This is a genomic window from Halomonas citrativorans, assembly GCF_900163645.1.
Classification (GTDB): Bacteria; Pseudomonadota; Gammaproteobacteria; order Pseudomonadales; family Halomonadaceae; genus Vreelandella; species Vreelandella citrativorans.
On sequence record NZ_FUKM01000033.1, the window covers coordinates 32,951 to 56,502 of the forward strand.

19 protein-coding genes are annotated in these 23,552 nt (G+C 54.7%); 9 read left to right on the forward strand and 10 right to left on the reverse strand.

Features of this window, described 5'->3' with window-relative positions; genetic code table 11:
• Positions 1 to 40 precede the first annotated feature (40 nt).
• Positions 41 to 2,566, reverse strand: coding sequence for a penicillin-binding protein 1A (locus CZ787_RS07765; protein WP_087107881.1), 2,526 nt, complete (start codon positions 2,564 to 2,566; stop codon positions 41 to 43).
• Positions 2,567 to 2,759: 193 nt separating this feature from the next.
• Here CZ787_RS07765 and pilM point away from each other — a divergent pair, with 193 nt between their 5' ends.
• The 9 genes from pilM (at position 2,760) to CZ787_RS07810 (ending at position 15,756) form a co-directional block, all read left to right on the forward strand.
• Positions 2,760 to 3,821 (forward strand): type IV pilus assembly protein PilM, encoded by a 1,062-nt coding sequence (gene pilM / locus CZ787_RS07770; protein ID WP_087107883.1) that lies wholly within the window; start codon positions 2,760 to 2,762, stop codon positions 3,819 to 3,821.
• The gene (locus CZ787_RS07775; protein WP_087107885.1) at positions 3,818 to 4,390 is read left to right on the forward strand and encodes a PilN domain-containing protein; all 573 of its coding nucleotides are present in this window, start codon (positions 3,818 to 3,820) and stop codon (positions 4,388 to 4,390) included. Before pilM ends, CZ787_RS07775 begins: the two co-directional genes overlap by 4 nt.
• The gene (locus CZ787_RS07780; protein ID WP_087107887.1) at positions 4,387 to 5,109 is read left to right on the forward strand and encodes a type 4a pilus biogenesis protein PilO; all 723 of its coding nucleotides are present in this window, start codon (positions 4,387 to 4,389) and stop codon (positions 5,107 to 5,109) included. Before CZ787_RS07775 ends, CZ787_RS07780 begins: the two co-directional genes overlap by 4 nt.
• On the forward strand, positions 5,106 to 5,636 hold the full coding sequence (locus tag CZ787_RS07785) for a pilus assembly protein PilP (protein WP_087107889.1): 531 nt from the start codon (positions 5,106 to 5,108) through the stop codon (positions 5,634 to 5,636). Before CZ787_RS07780 ends, CZ787_RS07785 begins: the two co-directional genes overlap by 4 nt.
• 59 nt (positions 5,637 to 5,695) lie before the next feature.
• Positions 5,696 to 7,735, forward strand: coding sequence for a type IV pilus secretin PilQ (gene pilQ / locus CZ787_RS07790; protein ID WP_087108389.1), 2,040 nt, complete (start codon positions 5,696 to 5,698; stop codon positions 7,733 to 7,735).
• Positions 7,735 to 8,301, forward strand: coding sequence for a shikimate kinase AroK (gene aroK, locus CZ787_RS07795; RefSeq protein ID WP_087107891.1), 567 nt, complete (start codon positions 7,735 to 7,737; stop codon positions 8,299 to 8,301). Before pilQ ends, aroK begins: the two co-directional genes overlap by 1 nt.
• Positions 8,298 to 9,404, forward strand: a complete 1,107-nt coding sequence (gene aroB, locus CZ787_RS07800; RefSeq protein WP_087107893.1) for a 3-dehydroquinate synthase — start codon at positions 8,298 to 8,300, stop codon at positions 9,402 to 9,404. The genes aroK and aroB overlap by 4 nt, the downstream gene beginning before the upstream one ends.
• Positions 9,405 to 9,861: 457 nt before the next feature.
• Positions 9,862 to 14,304, forward strand: coding sequence for a glutamate synthase large subunit (gene gltB, locus CZ787_RS07805; protein ID WP_087107895.1), 4,443 nt, complete (start codon positions 9,862 to 9,864; stop codon positions 14,302 to 14,304).
• A 33-nt stretch (positions 14,305 to 14,337) separates the two neighbouring features.
• Positions 14,338 to 15,756 carry an FAD-dependent oxidoreductase gene (locus tag CZ787_RS07810; RefSeq protein WP_087107897.1) on the forward strand — a complete coding sequence of 473 codons (1,419 nt, stop codon included), beginning with the start codon at positions 14,338 to 14,340 and terminating at the stop codon, positions 15,754 to 15,756.
• 141 nt (positions 15,757 to 15,897) lie between these two features.
• Here CZ787_RS07810 and CZ787_RS07815 read toward each other — a convergent pair whose 3' ends face one another.
• The 9 genes from CZ787_RS07815 to CZ787_RS07855 are packed head-to-tail and all read right to left on the reverse strand — an operon-like array spanning position 15,898 to position 23,431.
• Positions 15,898 to 16,308, reverse strand: coding sequence for a GlcG/HbpS family heme-binding protein (locus CZ787_RS07815; RefSeq protein WP_087107899.1), 411 nt, complete (start codon positions 16,306 to 16,308; stop codon positions 15,898 to 15,900).
• A complete protein-coding gene (locus CZ787_RS19260) occupies positions 16,308 to 17,177 on the reverse strand; it encodes an alpha/beta hydrolase (RefSeq protein ID WP_087107901.1) in 870 nt (289 codons plus the stop codon). The genes CZ787_RS07815 and CZ787_RS19260 overlap by 1 nt, the downstream gene beginning before the upstream one ends.
• Complete coding sequence (locus tag CZ787_RS07825; protein WP_087107903.1) at positions 17,168 to 18,556, reverse strand: FAD-dependent oxidoreductase; 1,389 nt, start codon at positions 18,554 to 18,556, stop codon at positions 17,168 to 17,170. The genes CZ787_RS19260 and CZ787_RS07825 overlap by 10 nt, the downstream gene beginning before the upstream one ends.
• 18 nt (positions 18,557 to 18,574) lie before the next feature.
• Positions 18,575 to 19,411, reverse strand: coding sequence for a tryptophan 2,3-dioxygenase (locus CZ787_RS07830; RefSeq protein WP_087107905.1), 837 nt, complete (start codon positions 19,409 to 19,411; stop codon positions 18,575 to 18,577).
• 12 nt (positions 19,412 to 19,423) lie between these two features.
• Positions 19,424 to 19,732, reverse strand: a complete 309-nt coding sequence (locus CZ787_RS07835) for a MoaD/ThiS family protein (protein ID WP_087107907.1) — start codon at positions 19,730 to 19,732, stop codon at positions 19,424 to 19,426.
• A gap of 16 nt (positions 19,733 to 19,748) precedes the next feature.
• Complete coding sequence (locus tag CZ787_RS07840) at positions 19,749 to 20,174, reverse strand: Mov34/MPN/PAD-1 family protein (protein WP_087107909.1); 426 nt, start codon at positions 20,172 to 20,174, stop codon at positions 19,749 to 19,751.
• Between the two features lie 9 nt (positions 20,175 to 20,183).
• On the reverse strand, positions 20,184 to 21,398 hold the full coding sequence (gene moeB / locus CZ787_RS07845) for a molybdopterin-synthase adenylyltransferase MoeB (protein WP_087107911.1): 1,215 nt from the start codon (positions 21,396 to 21,398) through the stop codon (positions 20,184 to 20,186).
• A 3-nt stretch (positions 21,399 to 21,401) separates the two neighbouring features.
• Positions 21,402 to 22,457: an aminotransferase class I/II-fold pyridoxal phosphate-dependent enzyme gene (locus CZ787_RS07850; protein WP_087107913.1), complete on the reverse strand. Its 1,056-nt coding sequence runs from the start codon at positions 22,455 to 22,457 to the stop codon at positions 21,402 to 21,404.
• 38 nt (positions 22,458 to 22,495) lie between these two features.
• On the reverse strand, positions 22,496 to 23,431 hold the full coding sequence (locus tag CZ787_RS07855) for a helix-turn-helix transcriptional regulator (RefSeq protein ID WP_087107915.1): 936 nt from the start codon (positions 23,429 to 23,431) through the stop codon (positions 22,496 to 22,498).
• Positions 23,432 to 23,552: the final 121 nt, after the last annotated feature.

Consider the following 23,552-nt stretch of genomic DNA (forward strand, 5'->3'; position numbering starts at 1 on the left):
TGCGTTTCTTGAGTTAGCGGTTACATGGCTTCAGGCTTGCTTAGAAGATGGATTCCGCTGTACCTGAGCCTTGTGAACCGCTGGCTTCTTCCAGCTCGCGGCTAATTCCGCGCGGCTGGTAGTCGGGCAAGTGGTCGCGGTGGAAGAACTCGCTGATGCCTCCCGGCTGGTTGTCATGTAAACGTCGGCCTGAGTTAGGGTCTACCCGTGCAGTCACCACCGTGTCAGGACGCTCGGGCACGCCGGAGGGTGTGCCTTCAAGCGCTTTACCCATAAAGGCGTTCCAAATAGGCAGTGCAGCATTGGCGCCATACTCGGCAATGGTTTCGTTGCTGTCTTTGCCCACCCAAACGGTCGTCACCAGGTCGGTGTTAAAGCCTGCAAACCATGCATCACGCTGGCTGTTGGTGGTGCCGGTTTTACCGACGATATCTTCACGGTTAAGACTCAGCGCGCCACGGCCAGTACCCGAGGTAATAACATCACGCAGCATATCGCGCAGAATGTAGGTGGCCGCTGCGTTGGCAACGCGTTTGGCAACCGGGTATTCACGGCCATCAATCTCAACGGTTTCCTGGCCCTCTGCACAGCTGGGGCAAGCCACCTGGGGTGTCGCTTCATCAATGAGCTCGTGATCATCATTGCGGGTTACGCGTTCAATAAACCATGGCGCCACCTGAAATCCGCCATTGGCAATCACGGAGTAGGCGTTGGTCATTTCCATGGGCGTTAGGCTTGCGCTGCCCAAGGCCAAAGAGAGGCCATGAGGCAGGCGGCCTGGCGCGAAGCCAAAACCTTCCAGATAGTTGATCGTATGATCAAGCCCCATTGCCTGTAGAACGCGAATGGTGACCAGGTTGCGCGAACGAGCAAGCGCCGGGCGCAAGCGCATCGGTCCTGCGAAGTCGCGGCTGGAGTTAACAGGGCGCCAGAGTGAGTTACTGCCATCGTCCAGTACAACAGGCGCGTCATTGATCACGGTGGAAGCGTTCATTTCGCCATCTTCAAGTGCCGCAAGGTAAATGAAGGGCTTGAAAATAGAACCCGACTGGCGCTGTGCCTGAACCGCGCGATTAAACTTGCTGGCGTTAAAATCAAACCCGCCCTGCAAGGCGAGAATGGCGCCGGTACGCGGGTCCTGAGCAACGAGCGAACCTTCCGCATCTGGCCGTTGAGAAAGACGTACGGTGCCATCCTGAGTTTCGAGAATGCGAACCAGGTCGCCGCGTACGGCAATCTGGTCGGCAGAGCTTGGCTCAGCACCACGACTGCGCGGGCTGTTATAAGTACGTGCCCAGCTTAAGCCGTCCCAGTTAATGGTTTCCAGCTCGCCACCACGGGTAAGTACCTGCATTTCACGACCACTGCTTTCCACGACGATAGCGGGTTTTAGCAGACCATAGTTGGGGGTGCGTTCAAGCACCTGCAGCCAGTTACTGACATCGCCTTCAACGCCGGCGATCTCCGTTTGGCTGCGCTCGGCAGCCTGGCGTGCGGTCTGACGAATTTCTGGTGACTCGGCAAGCTCTTCTTCCAACCCTTGGGTTGCCGTACGCTCCTGGGCTTCAACGAGACTGGGAGCTATATCGTGCTGTTCAGCGCCCCGCCAGCCATGGCGTAAATCATACTCAAGCAGGCCAGTCGCCAGGGCCTCGCGGGCAAACGGCTGAAGCTCGCTGTCCAGGGTCGTATAAATGCGGTAGCCGCCGGTATAGGCGGTATCGCCAAAGCGCTCAACTGCGTATTGACGTGCCATCTCTGCAACGTAAGAAGCATCTACTTCGGTTTGGGTGAAGTGACGACGTGCAGTGACCGGCTCCTGTACGGCAGCCTGATAAGTCGTGTCATCAATAAAGCCCAGCTCGCGCATACGGAACAATATCCAGTTGCGACGTATCAGTGAGCGCTCGGAGTTGGCCAGCGGGTTAAACGCGGAAGGCGCTTTAGGCAACCCGGCAATCATGGCCGTTTCTGCAAGCGTCAGCTCGGAAAGCGGCTTGTCGTAATAGGTATCGGCAGCGGCTGCAATGCCATACGCTCGATTTCCTAAGAAAATTTTGTTAACGTAAAGTTCGAATATCTCATGTTTGCTGAGCAGTTTTTCCATCTGCAGAGCCAGCAGAATTTCACGCAGTTTACGGGTAAAGGTTTGGTCAAGCGTCAACATGTAGTTACGCGCGACCTGCATGGTGATGGTGGAGCCGCCTGATTGAATGCCACCACTTCGGGCCAGCTCTACCGCAGCACGGGCAAGCCCTCGAGGATCAACCCCCGAGTGCTCAAAGTAATTGGTGTCCTCGGCGGCCACCAGGGCATTAACCATGTCCTGAGGTATTTCGTCGAAATCAATAACTATTCGCCGTTCCTCGCCAAACTCACCAATTAACTTACCGTCATTGGTGAAAATTCGCAGAGGTGAGTGAAGCTCGAAGTCTTGCAACTGACGAACATCAGGTAAGCCAGGCGAAAAATAGATAGCCGCGCCCACCATGGCTAATGCGGCGGCCCCGACTAACGACACGATAAGAAAGAACAGCGACAGAATGAGGGTTCGCAAAAACGTCATGAACAGAGGGCACCCATGAAAAGGAGAATAGGATCGGCATCCAAGCGGCCGTATCGCGCAATTGGCTGCCATTATAGGAAGGCGGGGCAGCGGCCACCAGTGTTGATATGCCGTAAATATAACAGCGCGTTACCTGATTAGCGCGTTATGCCACTACTTCTTAGGCATATCAGATGGCAGGAATAAACCTATAATGCGCCTGTTTAAAGCCAGTAAGGGATTGATCGGCATCGATATTACATCGAGCGCCGTCAAACTGTTGGAGCTTAAAAAGAGTCATGACACCTACCAAGTGGAAAGCCATGCGGTTTGCTCACTTCGTGACGGTGCAGTGGCTGAACGGCGTATTCAGGACATTAATTACGTCGCAGATAGTTTAAAACGTGCCATTGACCACGCCAAGCCCTCTACGCGTAACGCCGTGGTTGCACTTCCTGCCAGCATGGCGATTACCAAAATGCTCACGTTTGCTGCTGAATTGAACGAGCAGGAAATTGAGGAGCGTTTGATGATCGAATCAGACCGTCATCTGCCTTTTCCGTTCAATGAAGTGGCGTTTGATTTTGCATGCCTGGGTCCCGCTCCCTTGGCTGCGCATTTACAACAAGTAATGTTGGTGGCCTGTCGTCAACAGGATGTTTGGCAACTGACGGAACCCTTGGTACGCGCAGGACTGGAACCCGTTGCGGTGGATGTCGAAACCTTTGCGATTGAGCGTGCTTTTATTGCGCTGCACCCTCAACTAGCAGCGGCATACGACCCTGTCGCAAGCGTTGCGTTGGTCGATATCGGGGCGCAGACAAGTACGTTTCGTGTTTTTCATAATGCACGCACCGTTTACGTCCGCGAAAACCTGATGGGCAGCGAACCGTTAACCGCCGCGACTCAAGAGCGATACGTGCTCAGTCGAGAAGATGCCTTATGGGCTCGTCAGCATGGCGGCTTGCCAGATGATTTTCAGGACGTTGTCCTGAAGCCTTTTCTGGATGCATTAGCACAAAGCATTGCGCGAGCCTTGCAGCTTTATATCGCCACCAGCCGCCAATCGCCTGTGGGTCATATCGTGCTAGCCGGTGATATAAATGCGCTGCCGGGGTTAGCGACCTTTATGGCTGATGCTTGTCAGTTGCCGGTGACACTGCTAAATCCGCTGCAGACGATGCCGGTCAACAAGCGCGTGGATAGGCAGGCGCTTACTCTGAATCTTCCCGGCTTGCTGACCGCAAGCGGCCTTGCGATGCGGGCGCCTTTATGAGCATTACGATCAACCTGCTGGCTTGGCGGGAAGAGCGCCGAGAACAGCACACGCGACGCTTTTATGCTGTCATGCTGTTGCTACTGGTCGCCGGTATCGCGTTGGGTAGTGGGATTTCGCATGTCTATCAGCGAACGCTGGGCGCTCAGGAGCAGCGCAATGCGTATATCACAGCTCATATAGAGCGTTATACACATGAAATTAGTGAAGCTGAACGCACTGTTCTGCAGGGAGAGCAGCTGCGCCAGCAGTTAATTCGCTTTCAGCGCCTGCTTCAACAGCGAACACAGACGGCTCAGCTGTTTAACGACCTTGCCGCAAGCCTTGGCGAGGGTGTGGTCTTTCAGCACCTTGAGCAGCGTCATCATCGGCTAAGCGTATCCGCGGTCGCAGAAGATGAGCATCAGATAACCGAGCAGTTACGTCGTCTTGCTGAAATGCCAGGGTTTGATATTCCGGTACGCTCCGAAATGGCCAGTGATCCGCAGGGCAGCGGTAGAACCTTCTATTTTGAAGTAACCCTAACCCAGCCGAGCGTTTCTTTGGCGGATTCTGGAGTATCGCCATGAAATCAGGGGCGCCGCTATACCTGCTGCGATGGGGAAAAGTGTGGCAGCAAGAGTGGCAGCGTTTGCGTGCGCTTGACTGGCAGACGCTTGATTTACGTGATGCTGGCGCATGGCCCTGGTTATTAAAAGTACTTAGCGGCGGGCTGGTGTTTCTAATGGCGTTAGTGGCGACCTGCGCATGGCTGGTGAGTGAGCATCGTGCGTCGCTGGCACAGGCGCAGCAACAAGAGATAAGGCTTTTAAGCGATTACCGCAGCAGTGTTCACGCCGCCGGTTTGCTGAACGGTGCGCGTACCCAGCTGGCTGGCCTGGAGGAGCAAATGACCCGGATGCGTGCCCTGTTAACACCCCAGACGGCGCTTTCATCGTTACGGGATAGCATTAGAGACGCTGCTGATGAGAACCAGCTCACCATCGATGATATTTATCTGCGTCCTGTCGTTAGCCAAGTATCAGAACATCCTATTGATATTCAGGTAGTAGGCGATTATCACCAGTTGGCGCAGTTTATTAATGATATTAGTCAGCTAGAACACCTTGTCACGCAGCATGACATTACGCTTGCGCCGATCGATCAAGCTGCGAACAGATTGTCTCTGTCGTTTGTGGCTAAGGCCTATAGCGACGCTGATGCTGTCAGCCAGGATGAAAGCGAAGAGGCTGAAGGCGAAAAGGGTGGCGGCGAAAATAGCTTAAATCGGCGGGAGGAAGATCAGTGAAGTGGCTTGCCCGCGTGATGAGCTGCCTGGTCAGCGTCGTTTTGCTTTCTGGTTGTTATGGGCCTGAGCTTGATCAACTGGACGACACGCTCTCAAGGATTCGCCAAACCCCAGGCACTCCCTCCGCTTCGCGTATTGAGCCACTGGTTGTATATCCCGTAGAGGCGTACGGCTACTCAGATACGCGTAGTCCTTTCCAGGCAGTGCAATTGCCTTCGCAGGTAGCCGACGTTACCCATGATGATTCGTTATTGCCTGATGTGCAGCGAACACCCGAGCCGCTTGAGCGTTTTGCTATTTCGGAGCTTCGTATGGTGGGTACGCTGGTCATGGGAGGGCGTCATGTTGCGCTGATAGAGACGCCTGATGGGCGTGTGACAAGCGTTCGCGCGGGGGATTATGTAGGCAGCAATGGCGGGCGTATCACGCATATTGAGGCGCACAACGTCCGTATTACCGAGCGCATTACTACTCAGCAGGGGTGGCAAGAGCAGCAGGTTCTCCTTTCGCTGAAGTCGCCGCCATGATCAATCCTGGCGACTCGGTGAGTTTACCGAAAGTCCCTTTTTTCTTATCGGAGCACGCCATGGTCGTGGTTAGTCGAATCATTATGCTTGCGTTGGTGGTGCTGCCTTGGCAGGCAATGGCGTCGGTGTTGACCGCTATTGAGGTACATCCAGTAAGTGCTGGCGCCGTGGATATTGATCTGCACTTCAGCGGTGGCGTCGCCAACGTCCAGGGTTATCGCCTGGAGGCTCCACCACGCCTGGCGCTGGACCTGGCCAATACACAAAATGGCTTGGGTCATCGTCATATTGAGGTAGCGCGTGCGGGTGTAGAGCACATTAAGGTACTGGAAGGCAGTGGCCGTACGCGGTTAGTCATTGGCCTGGCCAACTCGTCGAATTACACCACCCGGGTAATGGGGGATCGGCTACGAATTTCCTTGCGTGAATCCACCGCGCTTGAGCCGCCAGTAGTAGGTTCCCTTGAAACCCTCCAGGGTCCACAGATTAGCGCTATCGACTTTGAGCGTGGGGCTGATCAGGTAGGTCGCTTGCTGGTGACGTTTGACCGTGAGGGCGTCGTCGCAAGTGTTCAGGAAAGCGGCCATTCGGATGTTTCGGGCGGCGAGGTAATTGCCACGTTGCCTAACGTAACGCTGCCTGATGCGCTTAGCCAGATTTATGACGTTACCGATTTTGCGACACCGGTGATGCGGATTACCCCTCACGTTGATGCGCAGGAAACGCGTTTGGCACTTACCATCGACGGCCCCTATGCCATGCTCTCTTCACAACATGGCCGTGTACTGAGTATCGAAGTGCAGCCTGCTGCCCAGCAACGCTTGGCCGATCATGAGCTCCCACAAGATAGTTTTAGTGGTGAGCGGATAAGCCTGAACGTCCAGGATATGGAGGTACGTGCGGTGCTGGTAACGCTGGCTGAATTTACGGGGCTAAACCTGATTGCCAGCGAAAGTGTGACCGGGCGTATCACGCTGAACCTTAATGAGGTGCCCTGGGATCAAGCGCTTGCCTTGATGTTAAAAAGCCAAGGGCTTGCAAGTCGTGAGCATGGCAACGTTATCCTGGTAGCGCCTGCCGCCGAGCTTGCTGAGCTTGAACGCCAGGAAATTGAGGCTCACCGCTATCATGAAGCGCTGTCACCAACCATTGATGAATTTATCGAGGTTAAGTACGCGCGTGCTGAAGATCTTGCCCAGCTACTGCAGGGTGGGGATGGCTTTGGGCTTCTGACCGAGAGAGGGCGGATCAGTGTCGATCCAAGAACCAATGCCTTATTGGTTCAGGACACGGCGGACCAGGTAAGTATTATCAAGCGTATTCTGGAACGCCTGGATGTGCCGGTGCGTCAGGTGCAAATTGAAGCACGCATCGTTATCGCCCGGGACACCGCCTCTCGAGCGCTAGGCGTTAACTGGGGCGCTTCGACGACGCGAGGTTTTCAGGCGTTGGATAACGGCAGTTTTGGCCCGCGCAATATCAATCCGGATGGCTTGAACCGTGCCCGCAGCGGTTTAGCGGTAGACCTGGGCGGGCCTTCAGGGCCAGGTACAGGATTTAGCTTTGGCTACTTGTCCGGAGACATTTTGCTGGACCTGGAGCTTCGTGCGCTGGAAAGTGAAGGCAAAAGCCAAACCATCTCCCAGCCAAGGGTCATCACGGCCAATCAGCGTACGGCAATTATTCGCCAAGGCGAGGAGCGCGCATTTCAGAGTGTCGATGCGCAGGGAAACCCCGATACTGAATTTAAAGAGGCTGAGCTTTCGTTGGAAGTGACACCGCAGATTACGCCGGATAATCGTATTATCATGGACCTGGTGGTGAAAAATGATAGTTTCAGGGAATCGGGGTTTGGCGGAGAACCGCCCATCGATACCAATCAAATTGAAACGCAGGTGCTGGTAGATAATGGTCAAACGGTTGTATTGGGCGGTATTTTGACCACGGAACAATTAAACCAAATGACCAAAACACCGCTTTTAGGTGATATTCCTTTGCTCGGACACCTGTTTCGCTATACCGAAGAGAGCAATGAAAAGGTAGAGTTGTTAGTCTTTATTACTCCACGACTACTTGACGATGGCTTGGCGGTTCGCTGATGCAGGATTTTCCCAACCTTTTTCTGATCGGCCCTATGGGGGCTGGTAAAAGCACAATAGGTCGCTTGTTGGCGGCAGAGCTTTCGCGCACATTTTATGATAGCGACCACGCCATACAGGATCGCTGCGGTGCGGATATCCCGTGGATCTTTGATGTAGAGGGTGAACCCGGTTTTCGCCAGCGTGAGCTTCAGATGATCGATGAGCTGACAAGGCTCTCCTGCGTGGTGATGGCAACAGGCGGCGGCGCCGTGCTGCACCAGGATAACCGCCGAATGCTGCGCGAGCGCGGAACGGTGATCTACCTGATGACCACGGTCGAGCAGCAGCTTAAGCGCACGGCGAAAGACCGTAATCGCCCGCTTCTTCAGTGCGCAAACCGGGAGCAGGTGCTCAACGATATGTTTGCTGCCCGCGACCCGCTTTATCGCGCCACCTCGGATATTTCAGTGCGCACGGATCGGCGTAGCCCGCGCGCCGTAGTCAATGAGATATTGCGTCGGGTGCGGCGTTTGGCCGACCCGCTGGAAAATATCGCCACGCTTAACTCAAAGGTATCCCCATGACACAGCCCGCCAGTGCTCAGCGCACACTTCATGTTGCGTTGGGTGATCGCAGTTATCCGATCCATATTGGCGCCGGCCTGCTGAGCGACCCAGAGGCGATAACGCCCTATCTGGCCGGTAAGCAGGTGATGGTGGTGACGAATGAAACGATCGCGCCACTTTATCTGGAGGCGCTGTGCGCCAATCTTCCTGACGATGTGGAAGTGCGTACCGTCGTTCTGCCTGACGGGGAGCAGTACAAGAGCATTGAGCAGGTTAGCCGCATTTGGGACGCACTGTTGGAAGCAGGATTTAACCGCCGCTGTACGCTGATTGCGTTAGGCGGCGGCGTAATTGGTGACATGGCTGGGTATGCCGCCGCGTCGTACCAGCGCGGCGTGGCCTTCATTCAGGTGCCCACCACGCTGCTTTCCCAAGTGGACTCTTCTGTCGGAGGGAAAACGGGCGTTAATCACCCGCTTGGCAAAAACATGATTGGTGCTTTCTGGCAGCCGAAAGCGGTACTGATTGACATTGCAACGCTTGCGACACTGCCCGAGCGAGAGCTTTCTGCCGGGCTTGCCGAAGTTATCAAGTATGGCTTTATTCGTGATGAGGCGTTTCTTGGCTGGCTTGAGGCCAATATGGCAGAGCTGCGTCATATCAGCCCCGACGCCATTGTCGAAGCCATCGCACGCAGTTGCCAGATTAAAGCCGACATTGTGGCCGATGATGAAACGGAGCAGGGTGTGCGGGCATTGCTCAATCTTGGCCATACCTTTGGCCACGCGATTGAGGCACACCAAGGGTATGGCAACTGGCTGCACGGCGAAGCAGTAGGCGCAGGCATGGCCATGGCGGCTGCCCTTTCTCAGCAGCTGGGGCGTATCAGTAGTGCGGATTTAACGCGTATCCAAGCGGTGATTGAAAGCGCTGGTCTTCCTCTTCATGCCCCAGCGGACATGCTAAGCGACGACTTTTTAACCCGGATGCGTCTGGACAAGAAGAACGTGGATACCAGGCTTCGGCTGGTGCTACTAAACGCTACCGGCGATGCGTGTGTTGATGACACGACGCCAGAGGCGTTAGTGCGTGCGTTGTTGGATAACTACCCACGACTGTAACCCGCTTGTAAACGTATTTTGTGCTCAAGAAGCCCACCTACCAGGTGGGTTTTTTTATGGCCCGATATTACCTGGTGATGCGCCGTCATAGTGTTATTAGCATGCCTTATGCGCTATCGGCATGGATATATTGAGGGTATTTAGACTAAAGTTCAATGCTTATGTGTCTTCGTTGAAATATCGTTATATGGCTTTTTAAGTGTTTGAACTGTATGTGTTTTTTGTTAAAGGGGGAGTTGCAACTATAGGATTTGAAAAGACTTTTCTAGGCAAAGAGGTTGGCGGTGATTGCGCTGGCGGGGAGTGAATCGCTATGCTGAGCGACCATTTTCTTGCAGCAGCGGATCGGGGAAACACCCAGTTATAGGCGGGTAGAGATTTGTGTATAAAAATAAAAAACCGTCTATTGAATCATAACAACGCTGCTAATAAAACACCTTTGACTAGAGGCACGCCCATGAATAAAGGTCTTCACCAGCCCGGCGAGTTTCGCGATAACTGCGGCTTTGGCCTTATTGCCCATATGGAAGGGCAGGCCAGTCACGATTTGCTGAAAACTGCTATCGAATCACTCACCTGTATGACGCACCGGGGCGGGATTGCCGCTGACGGTAAAACCGGTGATGGCTGTGGGTTGCTGCTTAAAATGCCGATCCGTTTTATGCGCGAAGCCGCACAAGACGCGCTGAAGGTTACGTTGGGCGACCAGTTCGCCGTGGGCGTTGTTTTTCTACCCAATGATGATGCCCGTGCCGAGGCTGCGCGCGAGACGTTTGCGCGCGAATTGGGTGCTCGTGGTTTAAGCGTCGTCGGCTGGCGCGTTGTGCCCACTGATTCAAGCGTTTGTGGCCCCATGGCGCTTGACTGCCTGCCGCGTATCGAGCAGGTCTTTATCGAGCCTGGTGAGAGCGAGCAGTTCACTGTTGATCTGTTTATGGCGCGCCGTTATACCGAGCAGGCTTTACGGGCCGATGAAGACTTTTATGTCGCATCGCTCTCCTCTGACGTGGTGTCGTATAAAGGCTTGGTCATGCCGGAAGATCTCCCGGCATTTTATAAAGACCTAAACGACCCGCGTCTTGAAACCGCTATCTGTGTTTTCCATCAGCGTTTTTCAACCAATACGGCGCCGCGCTGGCCGCTGGCACAGCCGTTTCGTCTGCTGGCTCACAACGGTGAAATCAATACGATTGAGGCTAATCGCGGTTGGGCGAACTCACGCAAAGCCAACTTCGTTAACGAGCGCCTGCCCGATATCGCCCAGCTTGATGAAATCGTTAACACCACGGGGTCCGACTCTTCCAGCATGGACAATATGCTGGAAGTGCTGCTGACAGGGGGGATGGAGCTGCACCGTGCGGTGCGCATGATGGTACCGCCTGCCTGGCAGAACGTTGAAACCATGGATGCTGAGCTGCGCGCCTTCTACGAGTACAACTCCATGCACATGGAGCCGTGGGATGGTCCGGCGGGCGTGGTCATGACCGATGGCCGCCAAGCGGTGTGTATGCTGGACCGTAACGGCCTGCGTCCCGCTCGTTGGGTCATCACCAAAAACGGCTATATCACCCTGGCATCTGAGATTGGTACTTACGGTTACAAGCCTGAGGACGTGGTCGCCAAAGGCCGCGTAGGCCCTGGCCAAATGCTGGCAGTCGATACCCAAACCGGCGAAGTGCTGCATACCCGGGATATTGATGACCGTCTGAAGTCTGCCTATCCCTATAAGCGCTGGCTCAAGCAGGAAGCCAACTATCTTGAATCCGCACTCACCGAACTTGCACGCTTCCAGACCATGGATGCTGATGCGCTGAACGTGCACCAGAAGATGTTCCAGGTGACGTTTGAAGAGCGTGACCAAGTGCTGCGCCCGCTGGCCGAAAGCGGCCAGGAAGCCGTAGGTTCCATGGGTGATGACACACCCATGGCGGTGCTTTCTAGCCGTCCGCGCTTGTTAACCGACTTCTTCCGCCAGAAGTTTGCTCAGGTAACCAACCCGCCGATTGATCCGCTGCGTGAAGCCATCGTGATGTCGCTGGAAACCTGCTGTGGCGCGGAACTTAACGTTTTCAAGGCAACGCCTGCGCACGCGCATCGGTTAATCCTGACTACACCGGTACTTTCACCACGTAAATTTACCGCGCTGGTTAGCCAGGACGACCCAGCCTTTGCAAGCCACGCGTTGTCAATGGGCTACGATCCTGAACAGCAGAGCTTAAAGCAGGCGCTTAATGCGCTCTGTCAGAAAGCCGAAGCCCAGGTAAAAGCGGGCAAGGTGATCCTGGTACTTACCGATGCGGAGCTGCCCAAGGACATTATTCCTATTCAGGCGCCGCTCGCCGTTGGCGCGGTGCATACGCACCTGGGCCGCCTGGCATTGCGTCCCAACGCCAATATTATCGTTGAGACTGGCTACGCCCGGGATGCCCACCAGATGGCTGTGCTGTTTGGTATCGGTGCGACCGCCGTGTATCCGTGGCTTGCCTATCAGATTATGGCCGATATGCACCGTACGGGTGAGCTTACCGGCAACCCGGCCGACGACCGTGAGAACTATCGCAAAGGCTTGCAAAAAGGCCTGTTCAAGATTCTCTCTAAAATGGGCATCTCAACGCTGGCCTCCTATCGTGGCTCCATGCTGTTTGAAGCCGTAGGCCTTTCTGATGACGTGATGGATACCTGCTTTGCAGGCATGGCATCGCGTATTCAGGGCGCGGGTTTTACCGAGCTGCAAATGCAGCAGGAGCTGTTGGCCAAGGATGCCTGGATTACCCGTAAAGGGATCTCCCAAGGCGGTATGTTCAAGTATGTGCATGGTCATGAGTACCATGCCTATAACCCTGATGTGGTGAAGTCGCTGCAGGCTGCCGTGCAGGAGGGCAGCTACGCCAAGTGGAAGGCGTTTGCTCAGCTGGTTAATGAGCGCCCTGTTGCCACTATTCGTGATTTGCTGACGCTAAAGCCTGCCGCGACGCCGTTGCCGCTTGAAGAGGTCGAGCCGGTTGAAGCGCTGTTGCCGCGCTTTGATAGTGCCGGGATGTCGCTGGGAGCGCTCTCTCCTGAAGCGCACGAGGCGCTGGCCCAGGCAATGAACGAGGCGGGCGGGCGCTCCAACTCGGGTGAGGGCGGCGAAGACCCGGCCCGTTACGGGACGATCCGCAGCTCTAAAATCAAGCAGATCGCCTCGGGGCGCTTTGGAGTAACGCCTGCTTACCTGGTCAATGCAGAAGTGCTGCAGATTAAAGTCGCCCAGGGCGCGAAGCCGGGCGAAGGTGGCCAGCTACCTGGTGGCAAGGTCAACCAACTTATTGCGCGTCTGCGCCACGCGGTGCCTGGCGTCACGCTGATTTCACCGCCGCCGCACCACGATATTTACTCAATTGAAGACCTCGCGCAGCTGATCTTTGATCTTAAACAGATCAATCCGGATGCGCAGGTGTCGGTCAAGCTGGTATCTGAGCCGGGGATTGGCACTATCGCCACCGGCGTTGCCAAGGCTTACGCCGACCTGATCACCGTGTCCGGTTACGATGGTGGCACCGCAGCAAGCCCGCTGACCTCTATCAAGCATGCGGGCTCCCCTTGGGAGCTGGGCCTGCCTGAGGTGCACCAGGCGCTGCGTATCAACGGTCTGCGCGACAAGATTCGCCTGCAAACCGACGGCGGCCTCAAAACCGGATTGGACGTGGTCAAAGCGGCCATTCTGGGGGCGGAAAGCTTTGGTTTTGGTACCGCACCGATGGTGGCGCTGGGCTGTAAGTTCTTGCGCATTTGCCACTTGAACAACTGCGCTACCGGGGTCGCTACTCAGGATGACTTCCTGCGCGGCGAGCATTTCCGCGGCACGGTGGATATGGTCAAAAACTACTTCCGCTTTATCGCTGAAGAAGTGCGTGAGCTGATGGCTATGCTGGGCGTGCGCCAACTGACCGACCTGATTGGGCGTACTGACCTGCTGGAAGTGCTTGAAGGCAACACGGCAAGCCAGCGCAAGCTCGACCTGATGCCGTTATTGGCCAATGACTTTGTACCCGCCGAAGCCCCTCAGTTCTGCACGGTGAGCCGTAACGTGCCGCACGACCCGGGGGCCAAAAACCAGGAAGTGTTGGCGGCGCTGAAAGATGCCATTGAGCATCAAACCGGCGGTGAGTTCAGCTTTACGATCACCAACTGCGACCGCAGCGTTGGCGCACTTACCTCCGGCGCTATCGCCAAGCGTTATGGGGAAGAGGGCCTGGAAAGCGCGCCCGTTACTGCACGCTTTACCGGTGTGGCAGGGCAGAGCTTCGGCGTCTGGAATGCCCGAGGCCTTAACCTGTACCTGGAAGGCGATGCTAACGACTACGTGGGTAAGGGCATGAACGGCGGCAAAATCGTTATCGTGCCACCCAGAGTCAGCCAGTTCGAAAGCTATAAAACCGCGATTATCGGTAACACCTGCCTGTATGGCGCAACCGGCGGCACGTTGATGGCTGCGGGCACCGCTGGCGAGCGGTTCGCGGTGCGTAACTCCGGCGCCACGGCGGTGATTGAGGGCGCAGGCGACCACTGCTGCGAATACATGACCGGCGGCCTGGTATGTGTGCTGGGTGAGACGGGCGTTAACTTTGGCGCAGGCATGACCGGTGGGTTCGCTTATGTGCTGGATGAAGACCGCACCTTCGTGGACAAGTACAACCACGAGCTGGTCGAAATTCATCGCGTCAGTACCGAAGCCATGGAGGCCTACCGCCGCCATCTTCGCGAGCTGATTAGCACCTACGTCGAAGAGACGGGTTCTAGCCGTGGGGCAGCGATTTTAGAAGACTTTAGCGACTACTTGCGTCATTTCTGGCTGGTGAAGCCAAAAGCGGCGAGCCTGGGTAGCCTGCTGGATCAATCTCGGCGTCAGCCGCAATAAACCGCCTGTGTCTACGCTTCGAGGAGAAATATCATGGCTAACCGTTTAAATAACGATTTCCAGTTTGTTGATGTGGGTCGTCAAGACCCACAGAAAAAAGCCGCCCATGCGCGTGCCAAAGAGTTCGCCGAGATTTACGAGCCGTTCAAACCCACTGATGCGGCAAGCCAGGCGCACCGCTGCCTGCACTGCGGCAACCCGTACTGTGAGTGGAAGTGCCCGGTTCACAACTATATTCCCAACTGGCTGCAGTTGGTGGTGGAAGGCAACATCATTGAAGCCGCTGAGCTTTCGCATAAAACCAACTCGTTGCCGGAAGTGTGTGGCCGCGTATGCCCGCAAGATCGGCTGTGTGAAGGCGACTGTACGCTTAACGACGGCTTTGGCGCGGTCACCATTGGCTCGGTTGAGAAGTATATTACCGATACCGCGTTTGCCATGGGCTGGCGCCCGGACATGTCCAAGGTCGTGTGGACAGATAAAAAAGTCGCCATTGTAGGCGCAGGCCCTGCCGGGCTTGGTTGCGCTGATATTCTGGCGCGCAACGGCGTTAAACCCGTGGTGTTTGATAAGTACCCGGAAATCGGTGGCCTGCTAACCTTCGGCATTCCTGAGTTCAAGCTTGAAAAGAACGTCATGGAGCGTCGCCGGGCGGTGTTCGAGGAAATGGGCATTGAATTTCGTCTGAACACTGAAATCGGCACGGATATCGAGTTCGACACGCTGCTTCAGGAGTACGACGCGGTTTTCCTGGGCATGGGAACCTATAAGTACATGGAAGGCGGCTTCCCCGGGGAAGACTTGCCCGGCGTATATAAAGCGCTCGATTTCCTGATCGCTAACGTCAACCGCTGCCTGGGATTCGAAAAAGATCCAAACGATTACATCTCGATGGAAGGCAAGCGCGTCGTTGTTCTCGGCGGTGGCGATACCGCCATGGACTGTAACCGCACCTCGATCCGACAGGGTGCTGCGAGCGTTACCTGTGCTTATCGCCGTGACGAAGAGAACATGCCCGGCTCTCGCCGTGAAGTAACCAACGCGCGCGAAGAGGGCGTTGAGTTCCTGTTCAACCGCCAGCCGGTGGCGGTGGTGGGCGAAGAGAAGGTCGAAGGCGTGAAGGTTGTGCGCACTCGCCTCGGCGAACCTGACGAAAACGGCCGCCGTCGCCCTGAGGTGGTGCCAGGTTCTGAAGAAATTATTGCCGCCGATGCGGTGGTTGTAGCGTTTGGTTTCCAGGCAAGCCCAGCACCCTGGTTTGAAGGCTCACGCATTGATCTGAACGAGCGTGACCTGGTAAAAGCCCCCGAGCACGGCCAGTTTGCCTTTCAGACCAGCAATGAAAAAATCTTTGCCGGCGGCGATATGGTGCGCGGCTCTGACCTGGTGGTCACGGCTATTTATGAAGGCCGCCAGGCGGCAGAAGGTATATTGGACTACCTCGGCGTGTAATTCGGAGCAATGGGGTGCTTGCGGCACCCCTCGCCCTTCCCGAAGATCCTCTACAGTATACATTTATAGTGGCTATGCTTTTCGTGAGGGGTGGGCCGTGATGCTTTGGCGAATTGTAACCTGAATATTTGCTGGTTCATTTCATGCTTGCTCCAGCGCATCAATACCTGACTGGGCTACCTGGGTATCTTGAGCGGAGCTAACCCCTGATACTGCGATGGCACCGATCACATTGTCGCGAACATAGATTGGCAAGCCTCCTTCAAGAAGCCCTGTCATAGGCGTAGCCAGAAATGACAGCCGCCCTTGACCAAGAATTAACTCTTCATAAAACTGCGTTGGACGGCGCGTCAGCGCAGCCGTGCGAGCCTTGGCGGTGGCCATCTCCACTGTCATAGGGGCAGCGTCTTCTAGGCGTTGAAGATTCAATAGGTGACCACCGTCGTCAACGATGGCAATTGCCACTGGCCAGTTATGCTGTTGGGCGAAATGACGAGCGGCATTGGCTATGGATTGAACATCTTTATCAGTGAGGCAATGGCGTACTTTCATCAAAGTTTCTCCGGAGTAAGCAGAGTTTTCAGACACTGATTTAGGGTGGTCTGCGGGATGGCAATATCGAAGACAATGTCAAAGTGGTTACGACCGCTGCAGCTGCGTACTGCTGTAACTGGCATGTAGTGGGTCAGTCGTTCGGCTAATGCTAAACTCTGGTACTTGAAAACAGTAGTTTCCATCTCTCCCCAAGCTATGGCGACAGGTACAGGATTGTGAATCGGTAGGTGTAATGGACTTAGCTGTGCGGATTGATGGGGTGTTAGGTGTAGAGGCTGGTTAATATAGGTGCCGACCAGGGGTTGGAGATCGTAGATGCCGCTAACTAGCAAGGCGCCTTGGAAAGGTGATGAATCTGGCCAGATCCGACACAGCAACATTGCTGCCAAATGTGCGCCAGCGGAGCTGCCAACGAGGATGATTTTTGGCACTTGGCCCCGAGCTGCGTACCAAGTGCGTAGTGTAAGCAAGGCCTGAGCAACTTGGTCGACAATATATTCGAGAGGGACATTCGGCGCTAAACTATAGCCTACTGCAGCGTAGTCTAAGCCATGAGCGTTTAAGCCTGGGGCAGAGAACAGCGAGTCTTTTGCGCTCAGTTCCTGCCAGTAGCCACCGTGAATATATACGATCGTTGCCCCAGGGGATCGAGTGGCCTGGAATAGGAGGATCTTTTCCCTAGCCGCAGGCCCATAGCGTAATACTCGCGGCTGGCCGAGGAGCGCAATGGCTGCTTGGCTATCAGATCTATACTGAGTGAGAGTTTGCTTATAACTAGGTGCCAGTGAGCTCGGTGAATAGGCTCGTTCTCGTCTGTTCAGTGGAAGCTGATGGCCAAGAGGGTCGGAAACCTTCATCACATACATCCGTCCATTCCTCCTAAGGGATATAGCGGCGTTAGGTGCCTATGCAACTGACTTTTCACAGCAGCTAGGTTGATCTCTTCGAAGCTCTTGCAACCTTTGACGGCCAGACGAAGCAATTCTGATTGAATCTCTCCTCGAGCCTGTGCAGTGGCGTAAGGAAGGTTGCTGAAGGTCACCATGGAGTAGCGAGACATAAAGCGTTCTGGGTGCTCAGCTTCCAGCCACTGTGCCAGTTGCCGTTCCAGTTGATAGCCAGCACTACTGACCCGCTCTCGCATTTCAACATAGTTTTCTAGTGCCATAGCCTGGATTGCGCTGGCGTTGGGTTGGCGTTCTTCTTCATAGGCGCTTAGAGCTCTACTCAACTCTGGCTGTGCTGTTAGATACTTTGCCAACGCTGTGGCATCTTCCAGTGCGCAGTTCATACCCTGGCCGTGGAAGGGCACCATTGGGTGTGCAGCATCACCGATCAGTACTGCGCAGCCCTCGACTTGCCATTTGCGCAACCAGAGGGAGCCAAGCTGGCCAGTGGGGTTGTATTCGAAATCTTGTTCTAGGTTGGGTAAATATTCCGATAGATCTGGGTATATCCGCTCGAACCAGCTCCGCGCTACTTTACCCTCCGCAAGGCGCTTGAAACAGGCTTCGTCGGTATTGTCGTGCGGCAGGAAGAGCGTAGCGGTAAAGCTGCCGTCTATGTTCGGTAGGGCGATGCACATGTGTCCGCCACGCGGCCAAATGTGAAGAGCGTCGGCCTCAAGTCGCGGACAGCCATCGGCGCGAGATGGCATATAGAGCTCTTTATAGCCGTGGGGTTGCCACTCTCGGTGTTCTCCCAGCGAGGTAACGAGTGCCATGGCTCGACGCACGGCTGAGTCTGCACCATCAGCACCCACCAGCAGGTCGAAGGAAAGATGTTCACCTCCAGCTAGCGCACATTGTGCCGCCCAGTCAACTTGTTCGAGCGGAGTGTCAAAACGCAGGCGTACGCCGGCAGCTTCAGCGGCAGCAAGCAGTTGTTGATTAAAGCGGCCACGCTGGATAGACCATAGGACGTCTTCAGAACGGGGGCTGTAGGGTTGGTAGCTGGCGGGGTTCCCCAGCGAATGCACGCGCCGACCGCGCATAGCCACTGCTTCTGCTAGCACAGATGCCTCTAGCCCAATTAGCCGCAGAGCCTGTAGGCCACGTTCAGCCAGAGCTAGGTTGATTGATTTACCCGTGTTGGCCAAGCTTTTACGTGGGTCACCGCGTTTTTCCAGAAGAGTCACTTGCCAGCCTTGGCGCTGTAGCAAACAGGCCAGTAGAGGGCCAGCAAGCCCCGCTCCTACGATCAGCGCAGTGCGCTCTTGAGGGAGGTGAGTTGAATGTCGCGCCATCGTGATAGGCTCCTGGGTTCAGAGGTGGGTGCGCAACTGCCAGAGTTCGGGGAATAGAACTGTGTTGAGAGTGGAGCGAAGGTAGCTAACTCCGCTGGTGCCGCCGGTTCCCTGGCGATGGCCGATGATTCGTTCTACCGTGCAGAGGTGGCGAAAGCGCCAGTGCTTAACGCTGTCTTCTAATTCCACTAGTTGCTCGCCTAGGGTGTATAGCTCTCGGTGTTCCTCGGGCTGGCGATACACTTGCAACCAAGCTGCTTCCACTGAAGGAGAGTGACTAGTTGGCTCACTATGCTCAAATTGCAGCCGAGACTGGTCAATATCCATGCCGCGTGCAGCCATTAGGCGCACCACTTCATCATACAGTGATGGCGCCATTAAACGCTTTTGCAGTGCATGCAGGGCCAGTTCGTCCTGAGTGTGGTCTGCTAAGTGTGCTGAGGATTTGTTGCCAAGCAGGAACTCTATCTCACGAAACTGCACGGACTGATGCCCTGAGGCGCTGCCCAGCGACGGGCGCATAGCAAGAAAATCGCTAGGGGTTAGGGTCGCCAGCACGCTCCAGGCGTGATTCAAGTGATCCATGATCCGCTGTACTCGCGCGATGGCCTTCAGCGCGGCGGGTAGGTTATCACTGCCCAAATGCTGAATCGCCTGGGTCAACTCATACAGCATCAACTTCATCCACAGTTCAGCTGTCTGATGCTGGATGATAAACAACAATTCGTCAGGGATCTCGGAGCGTGGAACTTGGCTGTCTAAAATCTGCTTGAGATGTAGATAATCGTCATAGCGCATTTCGTTCGGGGCGGTGGCCGACGTCACACGCTTTCTGCCGGATAATGGGCATGGCATCGTAGTATCTCCTCAGGCCTTTGTCAGTGGTTTGCAGATATAGTTGATCTGACCACCGGCCACGGCAGGGAGAATAATAACCTCATCACCCTCGTTAATTGGTGTCTGTAGGCCGCTGTGAAAGCGCACGTCCTGATCGTTGACGTAAAGGTTTATAAATTTCACCAGAGCATCATCCTTTACCAGTCGTTGCTTCACTCCTGGCCAATCTCGCTCCAGGTCATCAATGACGTCAGCCAAGTTACTACCTTGGGCATCAACAGTGGCAGCTCCATTGGTTAAGGAGCGCATAATAGTGGGTATATGAATAGTGACAGGCATTTAGATTCCTTATTTATCAATAAAATAGTGGGGGTTGCTCGAAAGTCAGCTCTTGTTCCAGTATCCGACCATGCTTGATGTAGTAGCAGCGCATCGCTGGGCAGAAGTGTTTAACGGTGCTAATGATTAAGTGGTAGGCGTCGGGAAAGGCAGCGGCATAATCTACATCTGTGGAACTGGGATAGGGTTTTGAGGCAGTATGGGAGTGATAGATCACCAGTGGAAACTCACTACGTACGTCCATTTCCCGCCACACTAGTAGTTGTTCTCGTGGCTCGAAGATGAAAAAGTCTTTAGATTGAGCGGCATTGTGCATAGGTATCAGTCGGTGAGGTCTGGGCTCTCCTGCCAAGCTGGTGATGATGCCGCAGCATTCAATCGGGTGTTGCTCATGAGCTTGGCGGAAGAGGGCATCACGCATTGAAGTGGATAAATTCAGCATGATCGCACCTTAGTAACTTGCTAGAGTCGGATTGACATCGTGTACCCATGCCAATACGCCACCCTGCAAATTGCGCACGTTACTGAAACCGGCAGTGAGCATCGCCTGGACTACTTCTCTGGAGCGGGTGCCGGCCTTGCAGTACACCACGTAAGGTGCGTCTTTTTCGGCCATGACACCTTGGCCAAGGCTAGTTAGTACGTACGCCTTGGGCAGCAAATGTGCGCCCTCAATATGGACGATGTCCCACTCGTTCTGTTCGCGAACATCCAGCAGTGTCACTGTGGGCTCTTTAACCAGCAGTGTATGCAACTCAGTGGCGCTGATGCTTGGTACTTCGGTCTGTGCATTAGTTGGCTGGCCTATACCGCAGAACTGTGGATAGTCCTGGAGTGAGGTTATAGGTATACGCTGAGGGTCGCGCTGCAACGGCAGATAACGGTGACGCATGCGTAGTGCGTCGTAGACCATCAGTGTGCCAAGCAATGTCTCACCGATACCGGTGATCAGCTTAATGGCTTCTGTGCTCATCGCTGAAGCCACAGCGGCGCAAAGAACGCCGAGCACGCCGCCTTCTGAGCAGGACGGAGCGAATTGTGGCGGGGGTGGCTCAGGATAGAGGTCTCTGTAGTTCAGCCCACCATTCGGAGCATTTTCCCAAAATACGCTGACCTGCCCTTCAAATCGGTAGATTGAGCCCCACACATAAGGTTTATTGGCCATCACGCAAGCGTCGTTAACCAGATAACGAGTGGCGAAGTTATCGGCCCCATCGATGATCAGGTCGTATTGGTCGAACAGTTCAAGGGCATTGCTGTTATCCAAGCGAAGCTCATGCAGTTGCACCTTTACATTGGGGTTTAGTGCCTTGATGGCGAGGCTAGCGCTTTTTGTCTTGGGCTGACCCAAAGTATTCATGTTGTGGATCACTTGACGTTGCAGGTTTGAGGCTTCGACTAGGTCAAAGTCAACGATGCCCAGTGTGCCAATACCTGCTGCGGCTAGGTAGAGCAGAGTAGGAGAACCTAATCCTCCGGCGCCAATCACTAGAACTCGGGCGTTTTTTAGGCGTTGCTGCCCAGTCAAACCTAATTCGGGAATTAAGATGTGACGACTGTAGCGTGATAACTCCTCAGGGATTAGTTTGGCTCCTTGATTACTAACCAGAGGTGCTAGGTCTCGAGGTAATACCGATGCGTCATCATGTTGATTCCTAGTGGTCATAGGTCAGCTCCGTTCGAGGTTCAAAACTTGCGCCAAGGCTTGGCGTAGGATGTGCATTTCGTCGGTGGTACCAAGGGTGATACGTACCCACTTATCAAGTCCCGGCCAACTTCTGCCGACTTTCACACCCAGTTGCGCGAGCTCCTCAATTATCGTGGCGACGGGCCGTTGACAGTCGATCAATAGGCAGTTGCTGTGGGAGTTGCTGTGGCGCAAGCCATAGCCGCCTAGCCAATCTGTGAAAGCTTGGCGTTCCTTCTTAGTGGCATGCTTACGCCGTGTGCATTCGGCTTCGTCAGCTAGACACGCAAGGGCAGCGGCTGCCGCCGGTGCCGGTACGTCATGAGCCGGTTGTGTATGGATGCGATTAAGCAGCTCTGGTTGCGCCACTGCATACCCAATGCGCAGACCTGCCAGTCCGTAGATTTTCGAGAAGGTGCGTGTAACAACCAAGTTTGGATGTTCTCGTAGTGCAGCGATCATCGAGGGCTCGTCACTGAATTCCACATAGGCTTCATCTACTAGCACCACGGCCTGTTGGGTCAGGTTGGCGGCGCCGTGAATCAGTCGAAGGAGCGCATCATGGGGCGTTACGCTGCCGGTGGGGTTGTTGGGGTTGGCCACATAGATCAATCCTCCTGCACCAGCCTCAAGCATCGCTGACACATTATGTTCCCCGTCTGCTAGTAAGGGTATCTGGCACACTGGCCGTTCATGCAGCCGTGCAGCTTGCTCACACACTGGAAAACCAGGCGCCCCTACCACTAGTGGTTTTTGAGCATTTGTGAAGGCCAGTGTCGCGTAGTGCAGAGCACGGTTCGAGCCTGGATAAAGCGATATCCATTCATTGGGAATTTGGTGTCGGTCGGCCAGGTCTTGACGTAGCTGTTCGACCAGTTCGAATTGATAGCGTGAAGATATCCTCACTGCATTCCGTGCAGCCTCTAGTGCTGCTGTTGGCACGCCGTAGGGCGATTCATTCAAGTTGAGGGAAATCGGCGCTTGACTTGCCCGCATGAAGTTTCCGCTTGACTCCTGGCGGCAGTATGGTGACTGCATTATGTTATGTTCCTTTTGTTTAGTTTTAAATCAATTGGTTAAAGTGAGTCGCGCACCGATTTTGGCGTGTAGCCGAAAAATTTTGTGAAGGCGGCACTAAAATTGTTTGGGTGCTGGTAGCCTACTTGGTAGGCCGATTCCGATACTCGGTATCCAGCCGCTAATAGTTCTTGTGCGCGCTGCATGCGCATCTCCAACAAGTGTTGGGCGGGACTGTTGCTGTAGGCCTGACGGAAACATTCCTTGAGTTTGTACTCACTGATGCCCAGCTCCGCGCACAAGCAAGCATTGTTTATAGGCTGGCTCAAGTGGGTGCGCATGAAGGTTTCAACTCTTTCAAGCAAGTCCACATCACGGCCTGTAATTCCTCCTCTCTGTACCTCACCGGGGGCCAGCAGGTTGAGCTGTTCACCGAGCAGGCTTAGAGCATGGATACGCTGGCGCAGCCCGTCTTGCTCTCCTACCCTCGGGTTCTTGAAAAATCTGAGATGTTCACTGGCTCGGCTGTTGACGTGAGAGATTTTGCGAAAGCTTTCGTTATGGCGCAGAGCTTTGCCAAGTAATCGATCACAGCGCTCTGGCCCGATATAACGCGTAAGTGCTGACTCAGAAACCACTAGGCGCAACTGCTGGATGGGTTCGTCGGCGGCGTAGCGCCTTTCACCAATGCCTTCCTGAAATACTGAAACCGTAGTTCGGTTGGCTGAGAAGGGTAAGCTGTTACCTACTCGGTCTAAGAACTCGGATTGTCCTGAAAGACCGAATGTGATCACCAGGGTTCGTTCATTGCCTTCGTGCTGACAAGCTTCGCGTAACTCGCGTCCCGAAGAGATTCGAGAGCGGACAACTGAGAAACCTGCCTCGCAATCCAGTCGCTCAATTAATGTATGGCTTCGAGAAGAATCGCTTTGACGGCATGTCCATTTCTGCAGTTCTTGATCAGTGGCCAATTTCGGTTTTGACAAGCAGTTCACAACACATCACTCCTTATCCATCTTAATCAGCAGGCGTTTCGGCGTGGGCAGCAATGAAACGCCAATAAGCCCCTAGGCGCAGTGTCTGCAATCTGTGGCTGGGGTAATCAGAGCACAGGCG

Bases quoted from the DNA above. Each gene is read 5' to 3' on its own strand.
- CZ787_RS07765 (WP_087107881.1), bottom strand. From the start codon at position 2,566: ATGACGTTTTTGCGAACCCTCATTCTGTCGCTGTTCTTTCTTATCGTG.
- pilM (WP_087107883.1), top strand. From the start codon at position 2,760: ATGCGCCTGTTTAAAGCCAGTAAGGGATTGATCGGCATCGATATTACA.
- CZ787_RS07775 (WP_087107885.1), top strand. From the start codon at position 3,818: ATGAGCATTACGATCAACCTGCTGGCTTGGCGGGAAGAGCGCCGAGAA.
- CZ787_RS07780 (WP_087107887.1), top strand. From the start codon at position 4,387: ATGAAATCAGGGGCGCCGCTATACCTGCTGCGATGGGGAAAAGTGTGG.
- pilQ (WP_087108389.1), top strand. From the start codon at position 5,696: ATGGTCGTGGTTAGTCGAATCATTATGCTTGCGTTGGTGGTGCTGCCT.
- aroK (WP_087107891.1), top strand. From the start codon at position 7,735: ATGCAGGATTTTCCCAACCTTTTTCTGATCGGCCCTATGGGGGCTGGT.
- aroB (WP_087107893.1), top strand. From the start codon at position 8,298: ATGACACAGCCCGCCAGTGCTCAGCGCACACTTCATGTTGCGTTGGGT.
- gltB (WP_087107895.1), top strand. From the start codon at position 9,862: ATGAATAAAGGTCTTCACCAGCCCGGCGAGTTTCGCGATAACTGCGGC.
- CZ787_RS07810 (WP_087107897.1), top strand. From the start codon at position 14,338: ATGGCTAACCGTTTAAATAACGATTTCCAGTTTGTTGATGTGGGTCGT.
- CZ787_RS07815 (WP_087107899.1), bottom strand. From the start codon at position 16,308: ATGAAAGTACGCCATTGCCTCACTGATAAAGATGTTCAATCCATAGCC.
- CZ787_RS19260 (WP_087107901.1), bottom strand. From the start codon at position 17,177: ATGTATGTGATGAAGGTTTCCGACCCTCTTGGCCATCAGCTTCCACTG.
- CZ787_RS07825 (WP_087107903.1), bottom strand. From the start codon at position 18,556: ATGGCGCGACATTCAACTCACCTCCCTCAAGAGCGCACTGCGCTGATC.
- CZ787_RS07830 (WP_087107905.1), bottom strand. From the start codon at position 19,411: ATGCCATGCCCATTATCCGGCAGAAAGCGTGTGACGTCGGCCACCGCC.
- CZ787_RS07835 (WP_087107907.1), bottom strand. From the start codon at position 19,732: ATGCCTGTCACTATTCATATACCCACTATTATGCGCTCCTTAACCAAT.
- CZ787_RS07840 (WP_087107909.1), bottom strand. From the start codon at position 20,174: ATGCTGAATTTATCCACTTCAATGCGTGATGCCCTCTTCCGCCAAGCT.
- moeB (WP_087107911.1), bottom strand. From the start codon at position 21,398: ATGACCACTAGGAATCAACATGATGACGCATCGGTATTACCTCGAGAC.
- CZ787_RS07850 (WP_087107913.1), bottom strand. From the start codon at position 22,457: ATGCAGTCACCATACTGCCGCCAGGAGTCAAGCGGAAACTTCATGCGG.